General features: G+C 73.0%; 18 protein-coding genes and 1 pseudogene. 14 read left to right on the top strand and 5 right to left on the bottom strand.

Going from position 1 to position 21,818, the window contains the following annotated elements; all coding sequences use genetic code 11:
- Positions 1-10: 10 nt before the first annotated feature.
- Entirely contained in the window at positions 11-1,756 is a 1,746-nt protein-coding gene (locus HUT18_RS03380; protein ID WP_176097670.1) for a SpoIIE family protein phosphatase, read from the bottom strand.
- Between the two features lie 182 nt (positions 1,757-1,938).
- The gene (locus tag HUT18_RS03375) at positions 1,939-2,568 is read right to left on the bottom strand and encodes a 1-acyl-sn-glycerol-3-phosphate acyltransferase (RefSeq protein ID WP_254878927.1); all 630 of its coding nucleotides are present in this window, start codon (positions 2,566-2,568) and stop codon (positions 1,939-1,941) included.
- A gap of 385 nt (positions 2,569-2,953) precedes the next feature.
- Between HUT18_RS03375 and HUT18_RS03370 the strand changes: the two genes are divergently transcribed.
- The 3 genes and pseudogenes from HUT18_RS03370 (at position 2,954) to HUT18_RS03365 (ending at position 4,920) form a co-directional block, all read left to right on the top strand.
- A complete protein-coding gene (locus HUT18_RS03370) occupies positions 2,954-4,132 on the top strand; it encodes a glycerophosphodiester phosphodiesterase (RefSeq protein ID WP_176097668.1) in 1,179 nt (392 codons plus the stop codon).
- Positions 4,133-4,208: 76 nt separating this feature from the next.
- Positions 4,209-4,379 (top strand): annotated as a pseudogene (locus HUT18_RS33475) (sigma-70 family RNA polymerase sigma factor); the annotation flags it as partial.
- Between the two features lie 28 nt (positions 4,380-4,407).
- On the top strand, positions 4,408-4,920 hold the full coding sequence (locus HUT18_RS03365) for a GNAT family N-acetyltransferase (RefSeq protein ID WP_176104262.1): 513 nt from the start codon (positions 4,408-4,410) through the stop codon (positions 4,918-4,920).
- A 57-nt stretch (positions 4,921-4,977) separates the two neighbouring features.
- Here HUT18_RS03365 and HUT18_RS03360 read toward each other — a convergent pair whose 3' ends face one another.
- Positions 4,978-5,412 carry a hypothetical protein gene (locus HUT18_RS03360; protein WP_176097666.1) on the bottom strand — a complete coding sequence of 145 codons (435 nt, stop codon included), beginning with the start codon at positions 5,410-5,412 and terminating at the stop codon, positions 4,978-4,980.
- Between the two features lies 1 nt (position 5,413).
- Positions 5,414-5,773: a hypothetical protein gene (locus tag HUT18_RS03355; RefSeq protein ID WP_176097665.1), complete on the bottom strand. Its 360-nt coding sequence runs from the start codon at positions 5,771-5,773 to the stop codon at positions 5,414-5,416.
- Between the two features lie 524 nt (positions 5,774-6,297).
- On the opposite strand from HUT18_RS03355, the gene HUT18_RS03350 reads away from it, so the two are divergent.
- The 8 genes from HUT18_RS03350 (at position 6,298) to HUT18_RS03315 (ending at position 17,959) form a co-directional block, all read left to right on the top strand.
- Positions 6,298-7,374 carry a methionine ABC transporter ATP-binding protein gene (locus HUT18_RS03350; RefSeq protein WP_176097663.1) on the top strand — a complete coding sequence of 359 codons (1,077 nt, stop codon included), beginning with the start codon at positions 6,298-6,300 and terminating at the stop codon, positions 7,372-7,374.
- Entirely contained in the window at positions 7,371-8,150 is a 780-nt protein-coding gene (locus HUT18_RS03345; RefSeq protein ID WP_176097661.1) for a methionine ABC transporter permease, read from the top strand. The genes HUT18_RS03350 and HUT18_RS03345 overlap by 4 nt, the downstream gene beginning before the upstream one ends.
- Positions 8,151-8,224: 74 nt before the next feature.
- Positions 8,225-9,052, top strand: a complete 828-nt coding sequence (locus HUT18_RS03340) for a MetQ/NlpA family ABC transporter substrate-binding protein (RefSeq protein WP_176097659.1) — start codon at positions 8,225-8,227, stop codon at positions 9,050-9,052.
- 150 nt (positions 9,053-9,202) lie between these two features.
- On the top strand, positions 9,203-9,841 hold the full coding sequence (locus HUT18_RS03335; RefSeq protein WP_176097657.1) for a GNAT family N-acetyltransferase: 639 nt from the start codon (positions 9,203-9,205) through the stop codon (positions 9,839-9,841).
- Between the two features lie 191 nt (positions 9,842-10,032).
- Positions 10,033-11,238 carry a precorrin-6y C5,15-methyltransferase (decarboxylating) subunit CbiE gene (gene cbiE / locus HUT18_RS03330; protein WP_176097655.1) on the top strand — a complete coding sequence of 402 codons (1,206 nt, stop codon included), beginning with the start codon at positions 10,033-10,035 and terminating at the stop codon, positions 11,236-11,238.
- 335 nt (positions 11,239-11,573) lie between these two features.
- Positions 11,574-15,536 carry a nicotinate-nucleotide--dimethylbenzimidazole phosphoribosyltransferase gene (cobT, locus tag HUT18_RS03325; protein ID WP_176097653.1) on the top strand — a complete coding sequence of 1,321 codons (3,963 nt, stop codon included), beginning with the start codon at positions 11,574-11,576 and terminating at the stop codon, positions 15,534-15,536.
- Positions 15,537-15,759: 223 nt separating this feature from the next.
- The gene (gene cobA, locus HUT18_RS03320) at positions 15,760-17,034 is read left to right on the top strand and encodes a uroporphyrinogen-III C-methyltransferase (protein ID WP_176097651.1); all 1,275 of its coding nucleotides are present in this window, start codon (positions 15,760-15,762) and stop codon (positions 17,032-17,034) included.
- Positions 17,035-17,140: 106 nt separating this feature from the next.
- Positions 17,141-17,959, top strand: a complete 819-nt coding sequence (locus HUT18_RS03315) for an RNA methyltransferase (RefSeq protein WP_176097650.1) — start codon at positions 17,141-17,143, stop codon at positions 17,957-17,959.
- Here the strand turns inward: HUT18_RS03315 and HUT18_RS03310 are convergent.
- Positions 17,950-19,305, bottom strand: coding sequence for a serine/threonine-protein kinase (locus tag HUT18_RS03310; RefSeq protein WP_176097648.1), 1,356 nt, complete (start codon positions 19,303-19,305; stop codon positions 17,950-17,952). The genes HUT18_RS03315 and HUT18_RS03310 overlap by 10 nt on opposite strands.
- A gap of 694 nt (positions 19,306-19,999) precedes the next feature.
- Between HUT18_RS03310 and HUT18_RS03305 the strand changes: the two genes are divergently transcribed.
- The 3 genes from HUT18_RS03305 (at position 20,000) to HUT18_RS03295 (ending at position 21,812) form a co-directional block, all read left to right on the top strand.
- Positions 20,000-20,188, top strand: coding sequence for a hypothetical protein (locus HUT18_RS03305; RefSeq protein WP_176104261.1), 189 nt, complete (start codon positions 20,000-20,002; stop codon positions 20,186-20,188).
- 272 nt (positions 20,189-20,460) lie between these two features.
- Entirely contained in the window at positions 20,461-21,456 is a 996-nt protein-coding gene (locus tag HUT18_RS03300; protein WP_254878408.1) for a phosphotransferase family protein, read from the top strand.
- A gap of 68 nt (positions 21,457-21,524) precedes the next feature.
- Positions 21,525-21,812 carry a zf-TFIIB domain-containing protein gene (locus tag HUT18_RS03295; protein WP_176097646.1) on the top strand — a complete coding sequence of 96 codons (288 nt, stop codon included), beginning with the start codon at positions 21,525-21,527 and terminating at the stop codon, positions 21,810-21,812.
- Positions 21,813-21,818 lie beyond the last annotated feature (6 nt).

The raw sequence follows: 21,818 nt of genomic DNA, 5'->3' as shown, positions 1-21,818 counted from the left end.
AGGCCGAGGCTCAGCCCGCCCGGCGCTGCTTCGCGCGGCCGGGTCCCGTACCCGGTACGGGGCGCGGCCGCAGGGCGATCAGGGCGATGTCGTCCTGGTTGTCGGTCGGCCGGGACTGTTCGAGCAGGCGGTCGCAGAAGATCTCCAGCGGCTGTTCGGCGAGCGCGGAGGCGTGCTCGCTGAGCCGTCGCAGACCGTCGTCGAGCGAGCCGCTGCGGGTCTCGATCAGGCCGTCGGTGTACAGCACCACGGTCGACAGGGGCGGCAGCGCGGTGACCGCGTCGGTACGGGACATCGGCATGTCGGTGCCGAGCAGGACGCCCTCGCCGCCCTCCAGGAGCGCGGTGCGGCCGTCGTGCCGTACCACCAGCGGCGGCGGATGCCCGGCATTGGTCCAGCGAAGCTGCCAGGGACCGCCCTCCGGGCCTTCGAGTCTGGCAAGTACCAGGGTCGCCATCGGGGCGTCGCTGATGTGCGCGAGCGCGCTGTCCAGGCGGTCCACGGCGGCGCTCGGGGACAGCCCCTCGTGCCAGGCGAAGGCCCGCAGCATGTTCCGTACCTGCGACATATGGGCGGCCGCCGCCAGGTCGTGCCCGACCACGTCGCCGATGACCATCGCTACCGAGCCGTCCGGCAGCGGGAAGGCGTCGTACCAGTCGCCACCCACCTTGGAGGCGTGCGCGGCGGGCGCGTAGCGGGCACAGGTCTCCAGGCCGAGGATCTTCGGCATCGGCGGCAGCAGATGGCGCTGCATGTTCTCGGCCACCCGCCGCTGGCCCTCGTAGAGCTGGGCGTTGTCCACCGCGAGCCCGGCCCGGCGGGCGATGTCGTCGACGAGCGAGAGCTCCGAGGCGCCGTAGGGCCGGGCCAGGTCGGTGCGGCCGACGGTGAGGGCGCCGATCACCCTGCCCTGCACGCCGCCGAGGGCGCGCAACGGGGCGATGACCGCCGAGCGCATTCCGACCGCCTCGAAGAACTCGCGCTGCCGTGCGGCGAGTTGGGACTCGTCGTACTCCTCGTCCTGGACGACCACGACCGGCGCGCCGCCGCGCAGCACCCGCGCCAGCGGGATCCGCGAGTCGTCTCCGACCGGCGGCAGCGGTCCCGAGAACTCGTCCATGTCGACATAGCGGCCGTGGTGGTAGCGCACCACGGCCACCCGCCGCACCTGCCCGGACTCCGCGATCAGATCCACCACCGCCCAGTCGGCCAGGCGGGGGACCATCAGCCGGACCAGGCTGCGCAGCGCGGTGTCCGGGTCCAGGGAGAAGCTGAGCACGGTGGTGGACTCCGCGACCAGGGCGAGACGGTCCTTGACCTCGGCGTCCGCGGTGGGCTCCCGCCCCGCTGCCGGCACGGGGGCGTCGAGGAAGATCACCGCGCCGCCGGTCGTCCCGCCCACGTCCAGTGGGACGGTCAGACAGCTGGCGGTCAGCAGTGAACCGTCGCCGCGCTCGAACCACTCGGGCGCCGAGAACCAGGTCTGCCCGCCGAGGAAGGCCTCCAGGAGTCGGCAGGTGGACCGCTGGATCGGATTGCCGTCCACGGTGCGGTGCAGGAGGTCGTGCGCGTCGTGCCCGACCAGTTCCCCGGCCCCTCGGCCGAGCAGTTCCTCGGCGCGCGGATTGACGGCGACGATCGCCCCCGAGCCGTCGAGTGCGTACACCCCCGCGGCCGCATCGCGCAGCACCCGGCCCAGGAGACGGGGATCGGCATGCGGGCCCACCGCACCCCCGTGGTCGTCGCCGAGCGGCACGCGACTCCTCCTCGCTGGTGGGCGGGGCCTGTACCTCCAGGCTCCCCCTGCCGCCCGCCGGGTGCCAGCCGACGAGGAGTGCCGCGCCGGGCGCGCGGGCGGACGCGGGGGCAACGCGAAGGGGCGGGCACCCGGTGCCCGCCCCTTCGCGTTGCCGTCGTGTCCCCGGCAGCCGCCGTGTCTCAGGCGGCCTTCGCCTTGGTGGCGTACATGTCCACGTACTCCTGGCCGGACAGCCGCATGACCTCGGCCATCACCGAGTCGGTCACCGCGCGCAGGACGTAGCGGTCGCGGTCCATGCCCTCGTAGCGGGAGAACTCCATCGGCTCGCCGAAGCGGACGGTGACCTTGCCGGGGCGGGGCAGGCCCGCGCCGCCGGGCTGGAGCTTGTCGGTGCCGATCATGGCGAACGGGACCACCGGGGCACCGGTCATCAGGGTCAGCCGGGCGATGCCGGTACGGCCGCGGTACAGGCGGCCGTCGGGGGAGCGGGTGCCCTCGGGGTAGATGCCGAAGATCCGGCCCTCCTCCAGGACGCGGCGGCCGGTCATCAGCGCCGCGACACCGCCGTTGGCGCTGTCCCGGTCCACCGGGATCATGCCGACGCCGGTGAAGAACCAGGCCATCACGCGGCCCTTGAGGCCCTTGCCGGTGACGTACTCGTCCTTGCCGATGAAGAAGACCTGACGCTCGCAGACCAGCGGCAGCACGATCGAGTCGATGAAGGTGAGGTGATTGCCCGCCAGAATCACCGGACCGTCACCGGGAATGTGCTCCGCGCCCTCCACCCGCGTGCGGAACATCAGGCGCATGACCGGTCCGAAGACCGCCTTGATGAGCGCGAAACGGGACAACTGACCCTCCGGAGCAAAGGAACGACGGTGAAGTCCGTGCAGGTGAGGACATTACTCGTCGGCGGGGTCCGGACGCACACCGGGCGCTCGCGCCCGCACGCCCGGCCGCGCCTGTTCGGGTGCCACCGCCGGGGCCGGATACGGGCACCCTCACCAGCGCGAACGCCCGGACCTGGCCAACTCCCGGGTGCCTGCCGGGCGTTGGACCGCCGCCCCGAGGACACCGGACAGCACCTTCGAGTTCCGCCGCGAGCCTCCCGCCCTTCACCCGGGTCCACCTACGATCTGTCTCGATTTGACAGGTCGAGGCCCGGCGACGGGCACCGAACGAGGGGAGACGCCGATGGCGACGCAGGGATCCGGCCAGGAACGGCAGCGGGGCACCACGGGACGCAGGGCGCTGCTCGGCGCGGCGGTGCTCGGTGCGGGCGGTGCCGTGCTCGGCGGGGCGGGCACTGCCGAGGCCGGCGCCGCTCCGGCGGCGCGCGGCACGAGCGGCCGCCACCGGCTGCCGGTGCCCACCGTCATCGGCCACCGCGGTGCGAGCGGCTACCGCCCCGAGCACACCCTCGGCTCGTACCAGCTCGCCCTCGACCTCGGCGCCGATGTCGTCGAGCAGGACCTGGTGCCCACCAAGGACGGGCACCTGGTGTGCCGTCACGAGAACGACATCACCGGCACCACCGATGTCGCCGCGCACCCCGAGTTCGCCGGTCGCAAGACCACCAAGACCGTCGACGGCCAGCAGTTCACCGGCTGGTTCACCGAGGACTTCACGCTGGCCGAGCTGAAGACGCTGCGCGCCACCGAGCGCATCGCCGTCAACCGCCCGCACAACACCCTCTACAACGGCCGTTGGGAGATCCCCACCTTCGAAGAGGTCCTCAAGTGGGCCGAGAAGGAAGGCGAGCGGCGCGGCCGGCCGGTGTGGCTGCACACCGAGACCAAGCACCCCTCCTACTTCCGGGGGCTCGGTCTGCCGCTGGAGGAGACCCTGGTCAAGCTGCTGCGCCGGTACGGCCGTCACACCAAGGACGCCCCGCAGTTCCTGCAGTCCTTCGAGCCGAGCAGCATCCAGCGCCTGGCCCGCCTGGTGCGCACCCCGCGCGTGGTCCTGCTCTCCAGCGCGAACAGCCGCCCCTGGGACTTCATCGAGTCCGGCGACCCGCGCACCGTCGCCGACCTGGTCAAGCCCGAGGGCCTGAAGTGGATGGCCTCCTACGCGCAGGGCATCGGCCCGACGCTGGACCTGATCATCCCCAGGGACGCCGCGGGCAAGCTCACCGAGCCGACCACACTGGTACGCGACGCGCACGCGGCGGGCCTGATCCTGCACCCGTACACGATGCGCAACGAAAACCCGTTCCTGCCCGCCGAGTTCCGCAAGGGCACCGACGCGGACGCCTACGGCGACGCCTTCGGCGCGTTCCGCGTCTACTTCGAGACCGGCATCGACGGCATCTTCACCGACCAGCCCGACACCGGTGTCCTCGCCCGCGAGGACTTCGTCAACGGGCGGTGAACGCCGCCCCGTTGAGCTGAACGGCCGCGGCCCCGGCAACCTCTGCCGGGGCCGCAGCCGTTTGCGGGCACAGGCGGCAGTGTCTCGACCCGCTGAGCGCACCTACCAGGCAATCGCAGGGGAGTTGGGTATCTCACAGGGAAGTCCGGGGCCCGATCGTTCCCGATGCCTGGGATGTCTGCGCAGAATGCTCGCTGCGGAGATTCCCGCTCCCCAGCCGGGGGGTAAGGAGTGGGAGACGACATGATGAACGGGTGAGCGGAAGGCTGGGGCGCATGGGCATGAGCGTGACCGTCACGGCGGCCGGGGAGCGGGAGGCGGAGCAGATCCTCAAGCTCCAGTACCTGTGCTACCAGAGCGAGGCCGCGCTCTACGGGGACTACTCGATCGAACCGCTCACCCAGACACTCGACTCCCTGACGGCCGAACTGCGCACCGCCACCGTGCTGGTGGCCCGGCTCGGCGACGAGGTCGTCGCCTCCGTGCGCGGCACCGTCGACGCCGAGGGCACCGGCCACATCGGCAAACTGATCGTCCATCCCCGGATGCAGCGGCACGGGCTCGGTGGACGGCTGCTCGCCGCGATGGAACGCGCGCTGTGCGAGGACGGCGGGGCCGACCGCTTCCAGCTCTTCACCGGGCACCGCAGCGAGGGCAATCTGCGTCTGTACCGCAAGCACGGCTACACCCGGCTCGCCACTGTTCCCGGCCAGGGCCGGGCGATGCTGGTGACCCTCGTCAAGAGCGCCGAAGACGCCCAGGCGGGGACGTACGTGCAAAGCGCCTGAGCGGGGTCGGGTGGCCGGGCCCGCGCGGATGCGAGTGCCCCCGCCCGCGTGTGCCGGTCAGCCGGTCTCGCGCGGGCGGCGCAGCCACCACATCGCCGTCAGCGGCAGGATCACCGGGATGAACAGGTAGCCCATCCCGAAGTCCGACCACACGGTGGCGTCCGGGAAGGCGTCCGGGTCGGCCATGGTCCAGGTGCCCACCACGAGGACCCCGGCCAGCTCCGCCGCACAACAGGCGAGCGCCGCCTTGCGGGCCGCCTCGCCGCCGCGCACCAGCGAGTACGTGATGAAGCCGTACACGAGCCCGGCGACCGCCGACAGCGCGTAGGCGAGCGGGGCGCGGTCGAAGTCGGTGGAGATCTGCACCGCCGAGCGCGAGACCGCGCCGACGACCATCACCCCGTACACCCACAGGAGCAGGGTGCCGGGGCCGCTGATGAGGCGGTTGCGAGGCTTGGTGGCCTCGTCCGGTCCGTCCTGAGCCGCCGTCAACTCAGCCTCCCCAGATGTCGTAGAGCCGAAGTTCCAGGACGGCGAGCAGAACGCCGCCCCCGGCGGCCGTCGCCGAACCCCAGCGGGTGCGTTCCATGAGGGACATGTAGCCCGCCGCCGGGACACAGAAGAAGGTGCCGAGCAGGTAGGAGACGAACAGCGCGGTGCCCTGCTCCGCCTTCTCGCCGCGGGCGAGCTGGACGATGCCGACGATCAGCTGGACCAGGGCGAGCAGGGTCACGACCGCCATACCGATGAAGTGCCAGTCCTTGGTCGACTGGTCCCGGTAGGCCGCGAAACCGCACCAGGCCGCGAGCGCGAGCGCCGCCACACTGGTCACGATCGTCAGGACTACAAGCATGTGGCGACTTTATTACGGGGTACGGACGCCTTCGGCCCCGGCCCCCGAACCTGGCCGGAACCGTGGCCTTTCCCACATCCCGCACCCGGCGCTCCGACAAAACCGCAGCGTACGGGGCCCTTCTGAGCTGCGGCGGAGCCGTTGCGGGCGGCCTGCCCACTGACTGGTCACTCGCGTCCGGAATGCGGACAGGACCCCTGGGGGAGCCCCTTGCGTCTGCTTTACTTTCGGCATGACCGCAACGAGCTACCGCATTCCTGCGACCGAGACGCACATGACGTCCGGTGCTCGCTGTCTGTGTCGAATGTGTGCCCGCTGAGGGCCCCTGACCAACGCCTGGACTCGCGCCCCGAAGCGAGCCCGCCGAGCCCCCGCCCGTACTGAAGCCCGCCTGCCGCGGCCTTCGGACGAGGCCCCACGCACACACCCCTGACCGCGCCCCGCGGTGAGCTGTGCCGTGCGCCGAAACCGATGCCCCGTGCCCGGCCGCAACGCGCCGTGCACTCGACAGTGACGGAAACCCTGTGATCACCACTTCGGGCCTGACGAAGATCTACCGGGCCTCCGGCCCGCGCGGTCGCGACATCACCGCCCTCGACGACGTGAACCTGCACGTCCGCGAGGGCGAGGTGTACGGCGTCATCGGGCAGAGCGGAGCCGGGAAGTCCTCGCTCATCCGGTGCGTCAACCTGCTTGAGCGGCCCACCTCCGGCACGGTCACCGTGGCCGGGCAGGACCTGACCGCGCTGGCCGGACGCGGGCCGCGCGCGGGCCGCGAACTGCGGGCGGCCCGCAGCCGTATCGGCATGGTCTTCCAGCACTTCAACCTGCTGTCCTCGCGCACCGTGCAGGACAACGTCGAACTGCCCCTGGAGATCCTCGGCCTCTCCGGCCGCGAGCGCGCCCGCAGGTCGCGGGAGCTGCTCGACCTGGTCGGCCTCGCCGACAAGGCCCGGGCCTATCCGGCCCAGCTCTCCGGCGGCCAGAAGCAGCGCGTCGGCATCGCCAGGGCACTGGCCGCGGAGCCGAAGGTGCTCCTGTCCGACGAGGCCACCAGCGCGCTCGACCCGGAGACCACCCGCTCCATTCTCGGCCTGCTGCGCGAGCTGAACCGCGAACTGGGACTGACCGTGCTGCTCATCACGCACGAGATGGACGTGGTCAAGAACATCTGCGACTCCGCGGCCCTCATGCGAGACGGGCGCATCGTGGAGTCCGGCACCGTCGACGAACTGCTCGCCACCCCGGGCTCGGAACTGGCGAGCGCGCTCTTCCCGCTGAGCGGCACCGCCCAGTCGCCCGACCGCACCGTCATCGATGTCACCTTCCACGGCGACACCGCGACCCAGCCGGTCATCTCGCAGCTCGCCCGTACGTACAACATCGACATCTCGATCCTGGGCGCCGCCATGGACACGGTCGGCGGCCGCCAGGTCGGCCGGATGCGCATCGAACTGCCCGGGCGCTACGAGGACAACGTGGTGCCGATCGGCTTCCTGCGCGAGCAGGGACTTCAGGTGGAGCAGGCCGAGCACCCGGCCCCCGCCGCGGTGCCCGCCCCCGCCCCCGCTCCGGCGCTCGCCAAGGAGGACGCGAAGTGACCTGGTCCGAGATGCAGCCGCTGCTCGAGCAGGCGAGCTGGGACACCCTCTACATGGTCGGCTGGTCCACCCTGATCGCCGTCGTCGGCGGACTTCCGCTCGGCGTACTGCTCGTCCTGACCGACCGCGGCGGACTGCTCGGCAACCCGCTGCTCAACAAGGTCATCGGGCAGGTCGTCAACGTCGCCCGGTCGATGCCGTTCATCATCCTGATGGTCGCCCTGATGGACTTCACCCGCTGGACGGTCGGCACCACCATCGGCCGGGAGGCCGCGATCGTGCCGCTCGCCATCGGCGCCATCCCGTTCTTCGCCCGGCTCGTGGAGACCGCCGTACGCGAAGTGGACGGCGGACTCGTCGAAGCGGTGCAGTCGATGGGCGGCAACACCTGGACCGTCGTCCGCAAGGTGCTCGTACCCGAAGCGCTGCCCTCGCTGGTCTCCAGCGCCACCACCACGATCGTCGCCCTGATCGGCTACTCGGCCATGGCCGGGACCGTCGGCGCGGGCGGCCTCGGCGACATCGCCGTCCGCTACGGCTACCAGCGCTTCGAGACCGACCTGATGTGGATCACCGTGGCGATCCTCGCGGTCGTCATCTCCGTCATCCAGTTCCTCGGCGACTTCGCGGCCCGCGGCCTGCACAGCCGCGGCCGGGGCTCGGGCCCCGCCCCGCGGCTGAGGTTCCTGCGGCCGCGCACCGCCGGGCCCGCACAGGCCGCCGCCGCGCAGAGCCCTGAGCCCGCGCAGGCCCCCGAGCCCGCGAAGACCCCCTGACTCCCCCCACACCCACCTCCCGCGTCCCCGCCCACCCCAAGCGGGGAGCACCCCTGAAGAAAGAGGCACTTTTCGTGCGTAACACCCTTCGGATCACCACCGCGGCACTTGTCACCGGCGCGCTCGCCCTGGGCCTTACGGCCTGCGGCGGGGACGACAAGGCGAACTCGGACCCGAACTCCCCGCTCGTGGTCGCCGCCACCCCCGTCCCGCACGCCGAGATCCTGAACTTCGTGAAGGACGAGCTCGCCGACAAGGCCGGACTCGAGCTCGACGTCCGGGAGTTCACCGAGTACAACACGCCGAACCGGGCCACCGAGGACGGCTCGGTCGGCGCCAACTACTTCCAGACCCAGGCTTTCCTCGACGACTTCAACAAGAAGGAGGGCACGCACATCGTGCCCGTCGTCACGGTCCACCTGGAGCCCCTCGGCCTTTACTCCGACAAGGCAGAGAAGGCGGCCGACCTGCCCAAGGGCGGCACCATCGCGATACCGAGCGACGCGGTCAACGAGGCCCGTGCCCTGAACCTGCTCGCCGCCAACAAGCTGATCGAGCTCAAGCCCGGCGCCGGTCAGGGGGCCACCCCGAAGGACATCACCAAGAACCCGCACGGCTTCACGTTCAAGGAGCTGGAGGCCCCGCAGGTCGCCCGGTCCCTCAAGGACGTCGACGGCGCCGTGATCAACGGCAACTACGCGATCGAGGCGGACCTCAAGCCCGCCGAGGACGCCCTCGTCCTGGAGTCCGTGAAGAACAACCCCAACGGCAACTTCCTGGCCGTGAAGAAGGGCAACGAGAACGACCCGCGCGTCAAGAAGCTCGCGAAGCTGCTGACCTCGCCCGAGGTGAAGAAGTTCATCGAGGACAAGTACGCCGGTTCGGTTCTGTCCGTCGTCTGACATGTCCGGCAGGGGCCCCGTCCGTCCACCCCGGCGCGGCGGGGCCGCTGCGCGCCCGGGGGCGCCAACAGGCGACCCCCGTGGTGCGGTTGACGCCCGCGATGCTGCATGCTGGGCCCTTCAGCTCGCCTGAAGGTTACGGAGTGCCGCATGACGACCACCTTCCCCGACATCTCCATCAGTACGGAGAGGCTGGTGCTGCGTGCTCTGGAGGAGGCCGACGCCCCGGCCTTCGCGGAGATGATGAACGACGAACTGGTCATCTCCTGGACCTCGGTGTCCCACCCGTACACCGAGGCCGAGGCCCGCGCCTGGCTCACCGAGGGCGCACCGGCCGAGCGCACCGAGGGCCGCGGGATCGTGCTCGCCGTGACCGAGTTCCTCACCCAGCGCCTGGTGGGGGTCGTACAGCTGCGCGCCGCGGACTGGCGGGTGCGTTCCGCCGAGGCCGCGTACATCATCGCGCCCTGGGCGCGCGGCGAGGGCTATGCCTGCGAGGCGCTGCTCGCCGTGGCCCAATGGCTGTTCCAGGACCAGAAGTTCGAGCGCATCGAGCTGCGCACGGCCGCCGACAACACCGCCGCCCAGCAGGTGGCCCAGAAGATCGGCTGCATCAGCGAGGGCGTGCTGCGCGGTGCGTGGATAGCGCGCGGCAAGGACACCGAGGGCGGCTGGCAGGAATTCCGTACCGATCTGATCGTCTGGAGTCTGCTCCCGGAGGACCTGGAGGGCGTCGCCGACCAGCTCGCCGACTCCGGCGGGTTCACCGCCTTCTCCGACTGGAGCTGAACCCGGGCCTCGGCACCCGCACCGTCCGTCTTTTACCACACGGTTGAGGAGAGAGCGGCACTCTTCGGCCGTCCTGGGGCCCGCCTTCTTCACACCGCGTGCACACAGCCGCCCCTCACCAGGTACGCTCGCCGTGCCCGCGCTCGCGGCTGCCCCACACAACCTGCGAGAACTTCAGGAGACTGACAACGATGGCCGACCGGGTCACGGTGATCGGCTGGGACGGTTCGCCGCTGACCGAGGCGGCACGCGGCGCCCTGTCGGCCGCCACCCTCATCGCCGGTGCCGCACACCACCTCGCGCTGCCCGAGGTGCCGCCCGGCGCCGAGCGCATCCGGCTGGGCAGCCTCGGCCTTGCCGCCCGCCGCATCGTGGCGCACCGCGGCACCGCCGTGGTCCTCGCCGACGGCGACCCCGGCTTCTTCGGCGTCGTACGCGCCCTGCGCGCGCCCGAGTACGGCCTGGAAGTGGAGGTCGTGCCCGCCGTGTCCTCGGTGGCCGCCGCCTTCGCCCGTGCCGGGACGCCCTGGGACGACGCCCAGATCGTGGTGGCCCACGGCCGCACCCTGCGCCGCGCGGTCAACGTCTGCCGGGCCCACCCCAAGGTCGCCGTGCTCACCTCGCCGGGCGCCGGACCCGCCGAACTCGGCCTGCTCCTCGAAGGCGTCCACCGCACCTTCGTCATCTGTGAGGAACTGGGCACCGAACGCGAACAGGTCACCGTGGTCACCTCCGACAAGGCGGCCGATCACAGTTGGCGCGATCCCAACGTGGTGATCGTCCTCGGCGGACCCGGCACCGGTGACACCGGCTGGATCGCGGGCCGCGACCCCGAACGAGGCCCGCGCGGCTGGACGCTGCCCCCCGAGTACGGCGAACCCGCGCCCGCCGAGGGCGAGAACGAGCGGCTGCGCACCGCCCAACTCGGCCGTCTGGGCCCGCGCGTGGGCGACCTGGTCTGGGACATCGGCTGCGGCTCCGGGGCCTTCGCGGCCGAGGCGGCGCGCTTCGGTGCGGCGGTCATCGCCGTCGACCGGGACCCCGGCAACTGCGCCCGCACCCTGGCCGCCGCACGCCGCCGAGGCGTCGAACTCAGCGTCGTCGAGGGCAGTGCGCCGCACATCCTGGAGAACCTTCCGGAGCCCGACGTGGTGCGGGTGGGCGGGGGCGGCGCCGCCGTGGTCTCGGCCGTCGCCGACCGGCGCCCCGAGCGGATCGTGACCCACGCGGCCACCCGCGACGAGGCCGAACTCATCGGCAGGGACCTGGCGGAGCACGGCTACCAGGTCGAGTGCGCCCTGCTGCAGTCCGTCGAACTGGACACCAGGACCTGGACCGAGCGTGAACGCGCGGTCGCCTTCCTGCTCTGCGGGCTCCTTCCGGACCGCGCCCCGTGAGCGTCCCCGACAGTGGCGGCAGGTAGGCTGACCGACCGTTGCCGGGCCCGGACGCAGGGGATTCACGGCCTCAATGTCCGGAAAGCGGACCCCTTTTGAGGGGTATAGGTCCGGTGAGGCCGAGAGTGCACGTGGTGCAGTCCACAGCGACCCGTGGCCGATCCACGTGCCCCGGGTGCGGTCCGCACAGGACAATGCTGTTGTCGGCGGGCGGTACGTGCCGCAGGGCGCGCACGCTCGTTCTTCATGTGGGCGGTCGGTGCGCTGCCACCGGCGGAGCACGACCCGGCCCCGACCGGGCACGGTCCGAGTAAGCACTGAGCGAGGGGTTACGCATGACGGACACCGGCCGGATCCCGGGCGAGGGACTGCCGGAGGGCGGAGGCATGGTGGAACAGCCCGGCGTCCACACTCCGGGTGCGTACACCTACCTGCCCCCCTCCGCCCCTTCCGAGGACGACGACCTGCTGCTCATGCCCGGTGCCCAGAGCGCCTGGACGGAGGGCATGGAGGGCGAGCCGCCGGTGCAGGAGCCGTACCCCGCGCAGCAGGGCGCCCACGAGCGCTCGGGCCGCGACAGTACCGACGTGGACATGAGCGCGCACACGGCGGCCGTCGCCCACTCCGCCCCGGCCCGGCGCCCGTTGCACCCCGGCCCGCACACCCCGGCCGGACCGGTCCGCTCCCTCGCCGACCGCGGTCCCGCCGCCGATCCGACCCCGGTGACCGTGCCCGGCCCCGCGACCGGCCCCGAGTATCTGGACATCCGCGCGGAGTCCGCGCTCAGCGGTGACGCGCAGCCGCAGGGCGCCGAGCCCTGGACCGCGCAGCCCCTGACCGAGGCACCGGCAGAAACGGTCGTCCCGGATTCCACCGCTTTCGCCCAGGATCCCGCGTACCTGGCGGCGGAACCGTATCCGCAGCAGCAGGGCGGACAGCACGACGGGCACCACCAGGGCCAGGAGCCGGTCAACGGGCCCGCCGCGGGCGCGGATTCGGGGCAGTACGCCTACCCGGCCCAGGCGCCGCAGGAGTACGCACACGGCGACCCGGCGCAGCAGGCCTATGCCGAGGTGCCGGCCGGTGCCGTGCTGTCCGGTGCCCCGGGAGCGCAGGAGGCCGGGGTGTTCGACGGCGCACCGCAGGCCGGTGCCGTGCCCTCCGTCTACCGCCCCGCGTCCGAATCCGCCGCGCAGGGCGTGCCGTTCGACCAGCCGCAGGTTCCCGAGCAGCCCGGAATGCACCAGGACCCCGCCTTCGCCGGTCCCGCCGACGCCGGTACGTACCCACAGGACCAACTCGCCGTACAGCAGGGCGACGACCCCGAGGCGATCGACCGCTTCGTCCCCGTCGACGGCATCCTCCCGACCACCCCGCACCTGGCCCCGACCCCGCCGCACGCGCTCCGGATCCCCCAGGTCCACCAGGACACGGCCCCGGCGGACGCGACGCAGTTCCCGGCCGAGGCCCACCCGCAGGCACCGCACGGCGAGTACGGGGACCAGGCCGCGTACGCCGAGCAGGGCCACCACACGCCGCAGGAATCGGACCCGCACGCTGAACCGGCCCCGGAGCAGGCGCAGTTCGAGGAGCAGACGGCCTACGAGCAGCACGCCTCGTACGAGCAGCAGGGCGCCTACGACGAGTCGCGGGCGGGTTACGAGGAGCCGCAGGGGCCGCAGGTGGCCCCCGTGGTCGAGTCGGCCGAGTCGGTCGAGGCGGCGGGGGGTGCCGAGGACGCCGTAGCCGCGCACGGCGCCGTGCAGTTCGCCGAGGACCCGGCGGGCGGTGGGGCTGCCGTGCCCGGTCCGCAGGGTGACGGTGTTCCGCAGGGTGAGGGTGTCGGGTCCGAGTACGCGATCCCGGCCGAGCAGGCCGTCCAGCCGGAGCCCGGCGCGTCCGCCGGAGGGGCCGACGGTCTCGCGGTGGCCCCGATCCCGGGGCCTGCCGATCCTGAACTCGCCGCTCCAGAGGGCCAGTTGGCCTCGCAGGAACAGTCGCTCAACGAGCAGTCGCTTCACGAACAGCCGCAGCAGAACCAGCCGCACCGGACTCAGCAGCACGAGAACCAGCCGCACCACGAACAACCGCACCAAGACGCACCACACGCGCAGTCCCCGGAGCAGGAAGCCGTACAGCAGGAAGCCATACAGCAGGAAGGCCCCCAGCAGGAGGCCCCCCAGCAGGAACTCCCGCACCCGGACGCGCCCCACCAGCCCGAACTCACCTCCCAGCAGCACGAGATGCCCGAACAACACGAATCCACGCCGCATCAGCACGGCGTACCCGAGCAGCACCAGGCGCCCGAGACTCCCGCCCCGGAGCAGGGCGCCGCGTACGGCCACGTCCCCGCACCGGCGGCCGAGCCCGTACCACTCGCCGCGGACCCGGCCGCCGGACACGGTGCGACGGGGGAGCAGCCCGTCGCAGGTGTCCCGGCCCCGCGCGACGGCGAGACGGTGGTCGCGGCAGGGCAGGCGCAGCCCGTACCGGCGGAGGCGGCCGACGGCTCCGCGACAGCGGCACCGGACGGCACCGCGCAGCAGGAGGAGCGGCCGGAGCGGCCGCCCGCCGCCCCCGCCTACGGGGACGCCGAGCGCGAGGCCGTGATGCGGGTGATCCGCGAGCGGCGTGACATCCGCAACGGCTTCCGTGACGACCCCATCCCGCACGAGGTGCTGCTGCGGGTCCTGGAGGCCGCGCACACCGCGCCGAGCGTCGGGCACAGCCAGCCCTGGGACTTCGTCGTCATCCGCTCCGCCGAGACCCGTCGCACGATGCACGAACTGGCCATGCGCCAGCGCGAGGCGTACGCGAAGTCACTGCCCAGGGCGCGGGCCAAGCAGTTCAAGGAACTCAAGATCGAGGCCATCCTCGACACCCCGGTGAACATCGTGGTCACCGCCGACCCCACCCGGGGCGGGCGGCACACCCTCGGCAGGCACACCCAGCCGCAGATGGCGCCGTACTCCTCCGCCCTGGCGGTGGAGAACCTCTGGCTCGCCGCGCGGGCCGAGGGGCTCGGGGTCGGCTGGGTCAGCTTCTTCGACGAGCGCGAGATGGTCCGCACCCTCGGACTGCCCGAGCACCTGGAGGTGGTGGCCTATCTCTGCGTCGGCTACGTCGACGAGTTCCCCGAGGACCCCGAGCTGATGCAGGCCGGCTGGTCCAAGCGCCGTCCGCTGTCCTGGGTCGTCCACGAGGAGACGTACGGCCGCCGCGCGCTGCCCGGCGAGGAGCCGCACGACCTGCTGGCGGAGACCGTCGCGGGCATCCGGCCGCTGGACGCCAAGGCGCTCGGCGAGGCGTGGGAGCGTCAGAAGCGGATGACCAAGCCCGCGGGCGCGCTCGGCATGCTGGAGATCATCTCCGCCCAGCTCTCGGGCCTGTCGCGGATGTGCCCGCCGCCGATCCCGGAGCCCGCCGCGGTGGCCATCTTCGCCGGTGACCACGGGGTGCACGCCCAGAAGGTCACCCCCTGGCCGCAGGAAGTCACCGCGCAGATGGTGAACAACTTCCTGGCGGGCGGGGCGGTCTGCAACGCCTTCGCCTCGCAAGTCGGTGCCGAGGTCTGCGTCATCGACGTGGGCGTGGCCTCCGAACTGCCCGCCACCCCCGGTCTGCTGCCGCGCAAGATCCGCCCGGGCACCGCCGACATGACCGAGGGCCCCGCGCTCAGCCGCGAGGAGGTCGTCGCGGCCATCGAGGTCGGCATCGAGACCGCCCGCGATCTGGTCTCCGCGGGGAACAAGGCGCTGCTCACCGGCGAGATGGGCATCGCCAACACCACCGCCTCGGCCGCCCTGATCTCCGTCTTCACCGACACCGACCCGGCCGAGGTCACCGGCCGCGGCACCGGTATCAACGACGAGATGCTGGCCCACAAGACCGAGGTGGTACGCCGCGCGCTCGCACTCCACCAGCCGGACCCGGCCGACCCCATCGGCGTCCTCGCCGCGGTCGGCGGCCTCGAACACGCCGCCCTGGTGGGCCTGTTGCTCGGCGGAGCCTCGCTGCGCACGCCGGTGATCCTGGACGGGGTGAGCGCCGGTGCCGCCGCCCTGGTGGCCCGCGCCATCGCGCCGGAGTCGCTGGCGGCCTGCATGGCCGGTCACCGCAGTGCCGAGCCCGGCCATGTGGCGGCCCTCAACAAGCTCGGCCTGCGCCCGCTGGTCGATCTGGACCTTCGCCTCGGTGAGGGCACGGGAGCGCTGCTCGCGCTGCCCGTGGTGCAGAGCGCCGCCCGCGCTATGCACGAGGTGGCCACGTTCGATTCGGCCGGGGTCACCGAGAAGTAGAGAGGTCACGCGCGCGGCGGCCTGGGGACGGCCCGCCCGCGCGTGGCCGCACCACCGCCGTCCGCGCCTGCCGCACCGGCGGGCGCGCCCCGCTCGGGCGGCGCCCGAACTGGGCCCCGGGCCGCCCGCGCCGTAAGGTGAGGCTCCGGGAAACCGCACGTCACACGCCGCTTCAGTGCCGCAGCGGCCCGCAAAGCACCGCCGCACGAGGAGCCGTACCGCCATGGCCGAACACCCCGCCTACCCCGTCGGACTCAGACTGTCCGGTCGGCGCACCCTCGTACTCGGCGGCGGCCAGGTGGCCCAGCGCAGGCTGCCCGCGCTGATCGCGGCGGGCGCGGACATCGTCCTTGTCTCGCCCTCGGCGACAGCTTCGGTGGAGGCCATGGCGGACGCGGGTGAGCTGGTCTGGGAGCGCAGGCGGTACAGCGAGGGCGATCTCGACGGCGCCTGGTACGCGCTCATCGCGACCAGCGACCCGGAGGCCAACGCGCGTGCCTCGGCCGAGGCCGAGCGGCTGCGCGTGTGGTGCGTACGCTCCGACGACGCCGAGGCGGCCACCGCGCTGACCCCGGCGACCGGCCGCAGCGAGGGCGTGACCATCGCCGTCCTCACCACCGATGTGCACGACCGCGACCCGCGCCGTACCGCCGCGATCCGCGACACCCTGGTCGAGGCGCTGGGCGACGGCACCCTGGCCGTGCCCGCCGCGGGCGGCCGCGAGCCGGACGGCACCCGGGTCCGCCCGGTCGCCCTGGTCGGCGGCGGCCCCGGCGACCCGGACCTGATCACCGTCCGCGGCCGTCGGCTGCTCGCCGAGGCGGATGTGGTGGTCGCCGACCGGCTCGGCCCGCGCGATCTGCTGGCCGAACTCCCGCCGCACGTCGAGGTGATCGACGCGGCGAAGATCCCCTACGGGCGTTACATGGCGCAGGAGGCCATCAACAACGCCCTCATCGAGCACGCCAAGCAGGGCAAGTCGGTGGTTCGGCTCAAGGGCGGCGACCCGTACGTCTTCGGCCGGGGCATGGAGGAGGCGCAGGCGCTGGCCGCCGAGGGCATCCCGTACACCGTGGTGCCGGGCATCTCCAGCTCCATCTCGGTACCCAGCGCCGTCGGTATCCCGGTCACCCACCGGGGCGTGGCCCACGAGTTCACCGTGGTGAGCGGCCACGTGGCCCCCGACGACGAGCGCTCCCTGGTCGACTGGGCCGCGCTCGCCCGGCTGCGCGGCACCCTGGTGATCCTCATGGGCGTCGACAAGATCGGCCGGATCGCCGAGGCGCTCATCGCGCACGGCCGGGCGTCGGACACCCCGGTCGCCCTGATCCAGGAGGGCACCACCGCGGCCCAGCGCAGGGTCGACGCCACCCTGGCCACGGTCGCCGAGACGGTACGCACCGCCGAGGTGAAGCCGCCCGCCGTGATCGTCATCGGCGAGGTCGTCCGGGTCGGACCCGAGGCCGAGGGCACAGGGGCCCCGGCGGACGGCGCGTAGGCCCCCGGCCCGCACTCTCCGCGCAGGCCCCCGGCCCGCACACCCACCCCACCGGCACCGCTCACCCCGCCCAAGCCCCGGCCCGACGACAAGGCAGCAGCACCCCGTGTCCGAACTCCTCACGATCGACGATCCCGGCGACCCCCGGCTGCACGACTACACCGGCCTGACCGACGTCGAACTGCGGCGCAGGCGCGAGCCCGCCGAGGGCCTGTTCATCGCCGAGGGCGAGAAGGTCATCCGGCGTGCCCTGGACGCCGGGTACCGGATGCGCTCGATGCTGCTGAGCGCCAAGTGGGTCGACACCATGCGCGCGGTGATCGAGGCCTGCGAAGCCCCGGTCTACGTGATCAGCCCCGAGCTCGCCGAACAGGTCACCGGCTACCACGTGCACCGGGGCGCCCTCGCCTCGTTCGGCCGCGCACCGCTGCCCTCGGCGGCGGACCTTGTCGGCTCCGCACGCCGGATCGCGGTACTCGAATCGGTGAACGACCACACCAATGTCGGCGCCATCTTCCGCAGCGCCGCAGCCCTCGGCATGGACGCGGTACTGCTCTCGCCGGACTGCGCCGACCCGCTGTACCGTCGCTCGGTCAAGGTGTCGATGGGCGCCGTCTTCGCCGTCCCGTACGCCCGGGTCGAGCCCTGGCCGAGGGGACTCGAAGCGGTCCGCGAGGCCGGGTTCGAACTGCTCGCGCTGACCCCCGAGGAGACCGCGGTCAGCCTGGACGAGGCGGCCCCGCACCGCAGGGAACGGGTGGCCCTGCTGCTCGGAGCCGAGGGTGATGGCCTGTCCCGGCGCGCACTGGCCGCGGCCGACGCCCGGGTCCGTATCCCCATGGCACACGGCGTCGACTCGCTCAACGTCGGAGCCGCGGCGGCGGTGGCCTTCTACGCGGTGACGGCCGGGCGTCCTCAGCCCTGAACCGCGGGCGGCGCGGCGGCCGTTCGCCCGGTGGGTGCCGCCGGTCCCGCGGCCGGTGGGGCCACGACCGGTGGGGCCACGAGCCGTTCGGTGGCCCGGCTCACCGGCGCCGGGCGGTCGCCGTCGCCGAGCCCCGTGGACGGGCCCTGGCAGCCCTGGGCCGCGGCGATTCCCAGTGCCACCAGCAGGGTGACCACGACGAAGACGAAGAGCCGCTGGCGCAGCAGCCGCGGATTGGCGGGACGGCGTCCGGTGCCCTGCCGCTGCCCGGGGCGCCCGGCGTTGGACCGGGGGCCGGGCCGCGCGCCCTGGCGCGGTGTGCCACGCCCCGACGCCCCGCGAGGCGCCGTGCCATGGGGAGCGGCCTGCCGGGACGCGGGACGCTGCACGCCGGAGCGCGATCCGGACGTGCCCCGGTCCGGCGCGCCCCTGCGCTGGGTCGGCTGATCGGCGTACTGGCCGGTGCGCCGGTCCGCTTCCTGTTCCGCCCTGCGCTGGGCGGGCGGCTGCGGCAGCCCCTGTGCCTCACGGGCCGCGATCTCCTTGAGCCGCAGCGAGAGCTGGAGGGTGCTCGGCCGCTCCTGGGGGTCCTTGGCCAGGCAGGTCCGCAGCAGCGGCGCCAGTGCGTCGGGCACTCCGGTGAGCTGGGGCTCCTCGTGCACCACGCGGTAGAGCATGACCTCGGAACTGCCGTGCCCGAAGGGCGAGTCGGCGGTCGCCGCGTAGGCCAGGGTGGCGCCGAGCGAGAAGACGTCGGTGGCGGGCGTGACCGCCGCGCCGCGCACCTGCTCCGGCGCGAGGAAGCCGGGGGAGCCCACCGCGGTCCCGACATGGGTGAGGGTGCTGGCCCCCGTCGCCCAGGCGATACCGAAGTCGATGATCCGGGGGCCCTTCGGCGACAGCAGGATGTTGGAGGGCTTGAGGTCGCGGTGCACCACACCCGCCTCGTGCACGGCGACCAGACCCTCGGAGAGCGCCGCGCCGACCGCCGCCACCTCGGCCGCGGACAGCGGCCCGGCCTCGGCGACCTTGTCGTGCAGCGAGGGCCCGGGGACGTACTGCGTGGCGAACCAGGGGCGCTCGGCCTCCAGGTCGGCGGCCACCAGGCGGGCCGTGCAGCCGCCGCGGATGCGCCGCGCCGCGGAGACCTCGCGGGCGAAGCGGGAGCGGAACTCCTTGTCCTCGGCGAGGTCCGGCCGGATCACCTTCAGGGCGACCCGCTGGCCCCTGCGGTCGGAGCCGAGATAGACGACACCCATCCCGCCCGCACCGAGCCGGCGGTGAAGCCTGAACGAGCCGACGACTCGCGGGTCCTCGCGCCGGAGCCGCATCATCGCCATGTTCATCCCCGCTGCCGAGCCTTCTGACGGGCCACAGCTTACGTTCACCGCAAGCCGTGCGCGCAGAGGCCGCGCCTTCGTCGCCGATCTGTCTTCGGTACGGCACAAGCGAATTGAGGCAGCCTCAGAGCCGCCGGGGTGAGCGTCACCCCGCTGTGCACTCCGTCAACATCCTTTGGCAGCAGGTCAGTTGACCCCTAGGGGGCGTATCCCGTCGCTGCCCGGCGGGTCGGGCGGCAGTGGCGGCGGGCCGCCCTCGCGGCGGCTCCCGGGGGCGCTGTGACCGGACGGGGACCGCGTGTGATCGTCCGCGGTGAGCGATGTCACCCGGGCCTCGGCCGGGTGGCGTGGTGTCCCCTCCGGGATGACCCCGAAGGGTCCCCGGCCCTCTCCACCCCAGCGCAGTAGTCGGACTCCACCCAGCGCAGTAGTCGCCCTCGGGGCGGTCATCCTCCGGGAGGCCCGGCAATCGGTACGAGGGCATGACGTCGCCGACCCGCCGCCGACCTAGATTTGAGGTCAAGCGGCGGGTGCAGTACTCGTCCCCCGAGGTCCCGTGCCCGCCGCTGCAGTGAGGACGGTGCCGGGGGACGGCATCGACAACGAACCGGTCAGGAGAGGGACCATGGCGGACATCGCAGCGCGGCACACACCGCGTACGTCGCGGCGCAGGGTGCACACCCACCTCGCGCCCGTCGCCGTGACCCTCGTCGGCTCGACCGTGCGTCGCACCGTGACGGGGCTGGGAGTGCGCCCCTCCGGTACCCGCCACCCCGTGGTGGCGGCGGCCATGGTCCTGCCCCTGGCGGCCCTGCTCGCGGTCGCTTTCGGCGGCTGGGACGCAGTGGTCACACAAGCGTCGTCCGTGGGCGTGATGCTGGAGCGCTGAGCGGCGCGCCAGGCCCGGGAGAGCGGCCCGGGCGGGGACATCCGGCCTGGAAACCCCGTGGGGACGGGGGTGCGGCGGACGGCACAAATGCCGGCGCAGCTGGGGAGCTGCGCCGGCATTGCTTTGCCCGCGAACAGGGGCCGAGGCGCCCCGGTCGCGGAAGCTCTCGCGACCGAACCCTCCACCGGAACACCTGGCTTCCGGCATCCCTTTCGGCATCCGCCCCCGTGCCACGTACGCTCCCCGGGTACACCGCACCACCCGGGGGAGCCATGTCCGCAGCCGTCGCGTCCGAAGCCGTCCTGTCCGAGCTGACCGCGACGCTGCGCGCGGCCGTGCACCGTACCGGCGGCCCCGACGGCTGCGCGTGTGCCACCGCCGACAGCGTGCTCGCCGACCGGCCCGACGTCACCGTGGTCCGGCACGGGAACACCGTGGCGAAGGCCCACGCCCCCGGCACCGACCCGGCCGCCCTCGCCCGCCGTACCGCCGTGGCCGCGCACCCCGCACTCCGCGACATCCTGCTGCCCCCGCTGCGCCCGGGCCCGGTATTGCTGCATGACAGACCGGTCACCCTGTGGCCGCACGGCGATCCGGTCGACCCCGAGGACCGTGACGCCGCGCCCTGGGAGGACATGGCCGGGCTGCTCGCGGCGCTGCACCGCACCGATCCGGCGGCGCTGGGCTGCGGGCAGTTGCCCCCGATGGGCGGCCCGGCCAGGGCGGCGCGCGCGGTGGCCCGCCTGGCGGCCCTCGCGCCCCGGCACCCGGTGGCCGCTTCCGTACGCGCCGCCTGGGACGCCCTGCCCGGCTGGGCGCGGGGCGAACGGCCAATGGAGCGCGGGGAGTTGTGCCACGGCGACGTGCATCTCGGGCAGCTCGTACGTCCCGTGGGCGGCGGCTGGCGGCTGATAGACGTGGACGATCTGGGCCTCGGCGATCCCGCCTGGGACCTCGCCCGGCCCGCCGCCTGGTACGCCTGCGGACTCCTGGACGCCTCGGAGTGGACACGCTTCCTGGCCGCCTACCGCCTCGCCGGGGGCACCGCCGTCCCGCCGCAGGGCGACCCGTGGCCGGTGCTCGACGTCCCGGCGCGCGCGGTGACGGTGCAGTCGGCCGCGCTGGCGCTCGTCAAGTCCACCCGGGCGGGGCGGGAGTTGGACGAGGCGGAGCGGTGCGTCGTCGACGCCTGTGCGCGGATCGTGGGACTGGACGCGGGGCCCGGGGCCGGTACGGCCGAGGGCGGGGGCGACGGCGGCGCCGAGTAGGGTCGGGGAACCGACGCCGGGCGGTCCCCCCGGCAGAGCCGTCCGATCGGCGAGGAGTTGAGCCGAGCATGCAGTGTCCCAAGTGCCACGCGCCCATGCACACGTACAACCGCAATGGCGTCCAGATCGAGCAGTGCAACGGTTGCCGCGGAATCTTCCTGGACTACGGCGAGTTGGAGGCCCTGACGCGCCTGGAGTCGCAGTGGTCGCAGCCCGCGCCCCCGCCGCCGCCCGCCCCGCAGGCCTACCCCTCCGCGCCCGCCCCCGCCTGGGGCGCGCCGCAGCACGGCGGCCACGGACACCACCACGGCTCCCGTCGGCACAAGAGCTTCGGGCACATGCTCTTCTCCTCCTGAGCATCT

The organism is Streptomyces sp. NA04227, from assembly GCF_013364195.1.
In the GTDB taxonomy this organism is placed as follows: domain Bacteria; phylum Actinomycetota; class Actinomycetes; order Streptomycetales; family Streptomycetaceae; genus Streptomyces.
This window is presented reverse-complemented; position numbering and strand designations above follow the sequence as displayed.

Bases quoted from the DNA above. Each gene is read 5' to 3' on its own strand.
- HUT18_RS03365 (WP_176104262.1), top strand. From the start codon at position 4,408: ATGGGCATGAGCGTGACCGTCACGGCGGCCGGGGAGCGGGAGGCGGAG.
- HUT18_RS03370 (WP_176097668.1), top strand. From the start codon at position 2,954: ATGGCGACGCAGGGATCCGGCCAGGAACGGCAGCGGGGCACCACGGGA.
- HUT18_RS03310 (WP_176097648.1), bottom strand. From the start codon at position 19,305: ATGAACATGGCGATGATGCGGCTCCGGCGCGAGGACCCGCGAGTCGTC.
- HUT18_RS03375 (WP_254878927.1), bottom strand. From the start codon at position 2,568: ATGCGCCTGATGTTCCGCACGCGGGTGGAGGGCGCGGAGCACATTCCC.
- HUT18_RS03295 (WP_176097646.1), top strand. From the start codon at position 21,525: ATGCAGTGTCCCAAGTGCCACGCGCCCATGCACACGTACAACCGCAAT.
- HUT18_RS03335 (WP_176097657.1), top strand. From the start codon at position 9,203: ATGACGACCACCTTCCCCGACATCTCCATCAGTACGGAGAGGCTGGTG.
- cobA (WP_176097651.1), top strand. From the start codon at position 15,760: ATGGCCGAACACCCCGCCTACCCCGTCGGACTCAGACTGTCCGGTCGG.
- cbiE (WP_176097655.1), top strand. From the start codon at position 10,033: ATGGCCGACCGGGTCACGGTGATCGGCTGGGACGGTTCGCCGCTGACC.
- cobT (WP_176097653.1), top strand. From the start codon at position 11,574: ATGACGGACACCGGCCGGATCCCGGGCGAGGGACTGCCGGAGGGCGGA.
- HUT18_RS03300 (WP_254878408.1), top strand. From the start codon at position 20,461: ATGTCCGCAGCCGTCGCGTCCGAAGCCGTCCTGTCCGAGCTGACCGCG.
- HUT18_RS03355 (WP_176097665.1), bottom strand. From the start codon at position 5,773: ATGCTTGTAGTCCTGACGATCGTGACCAGTGTGGCGGCGCTCGCGCTC.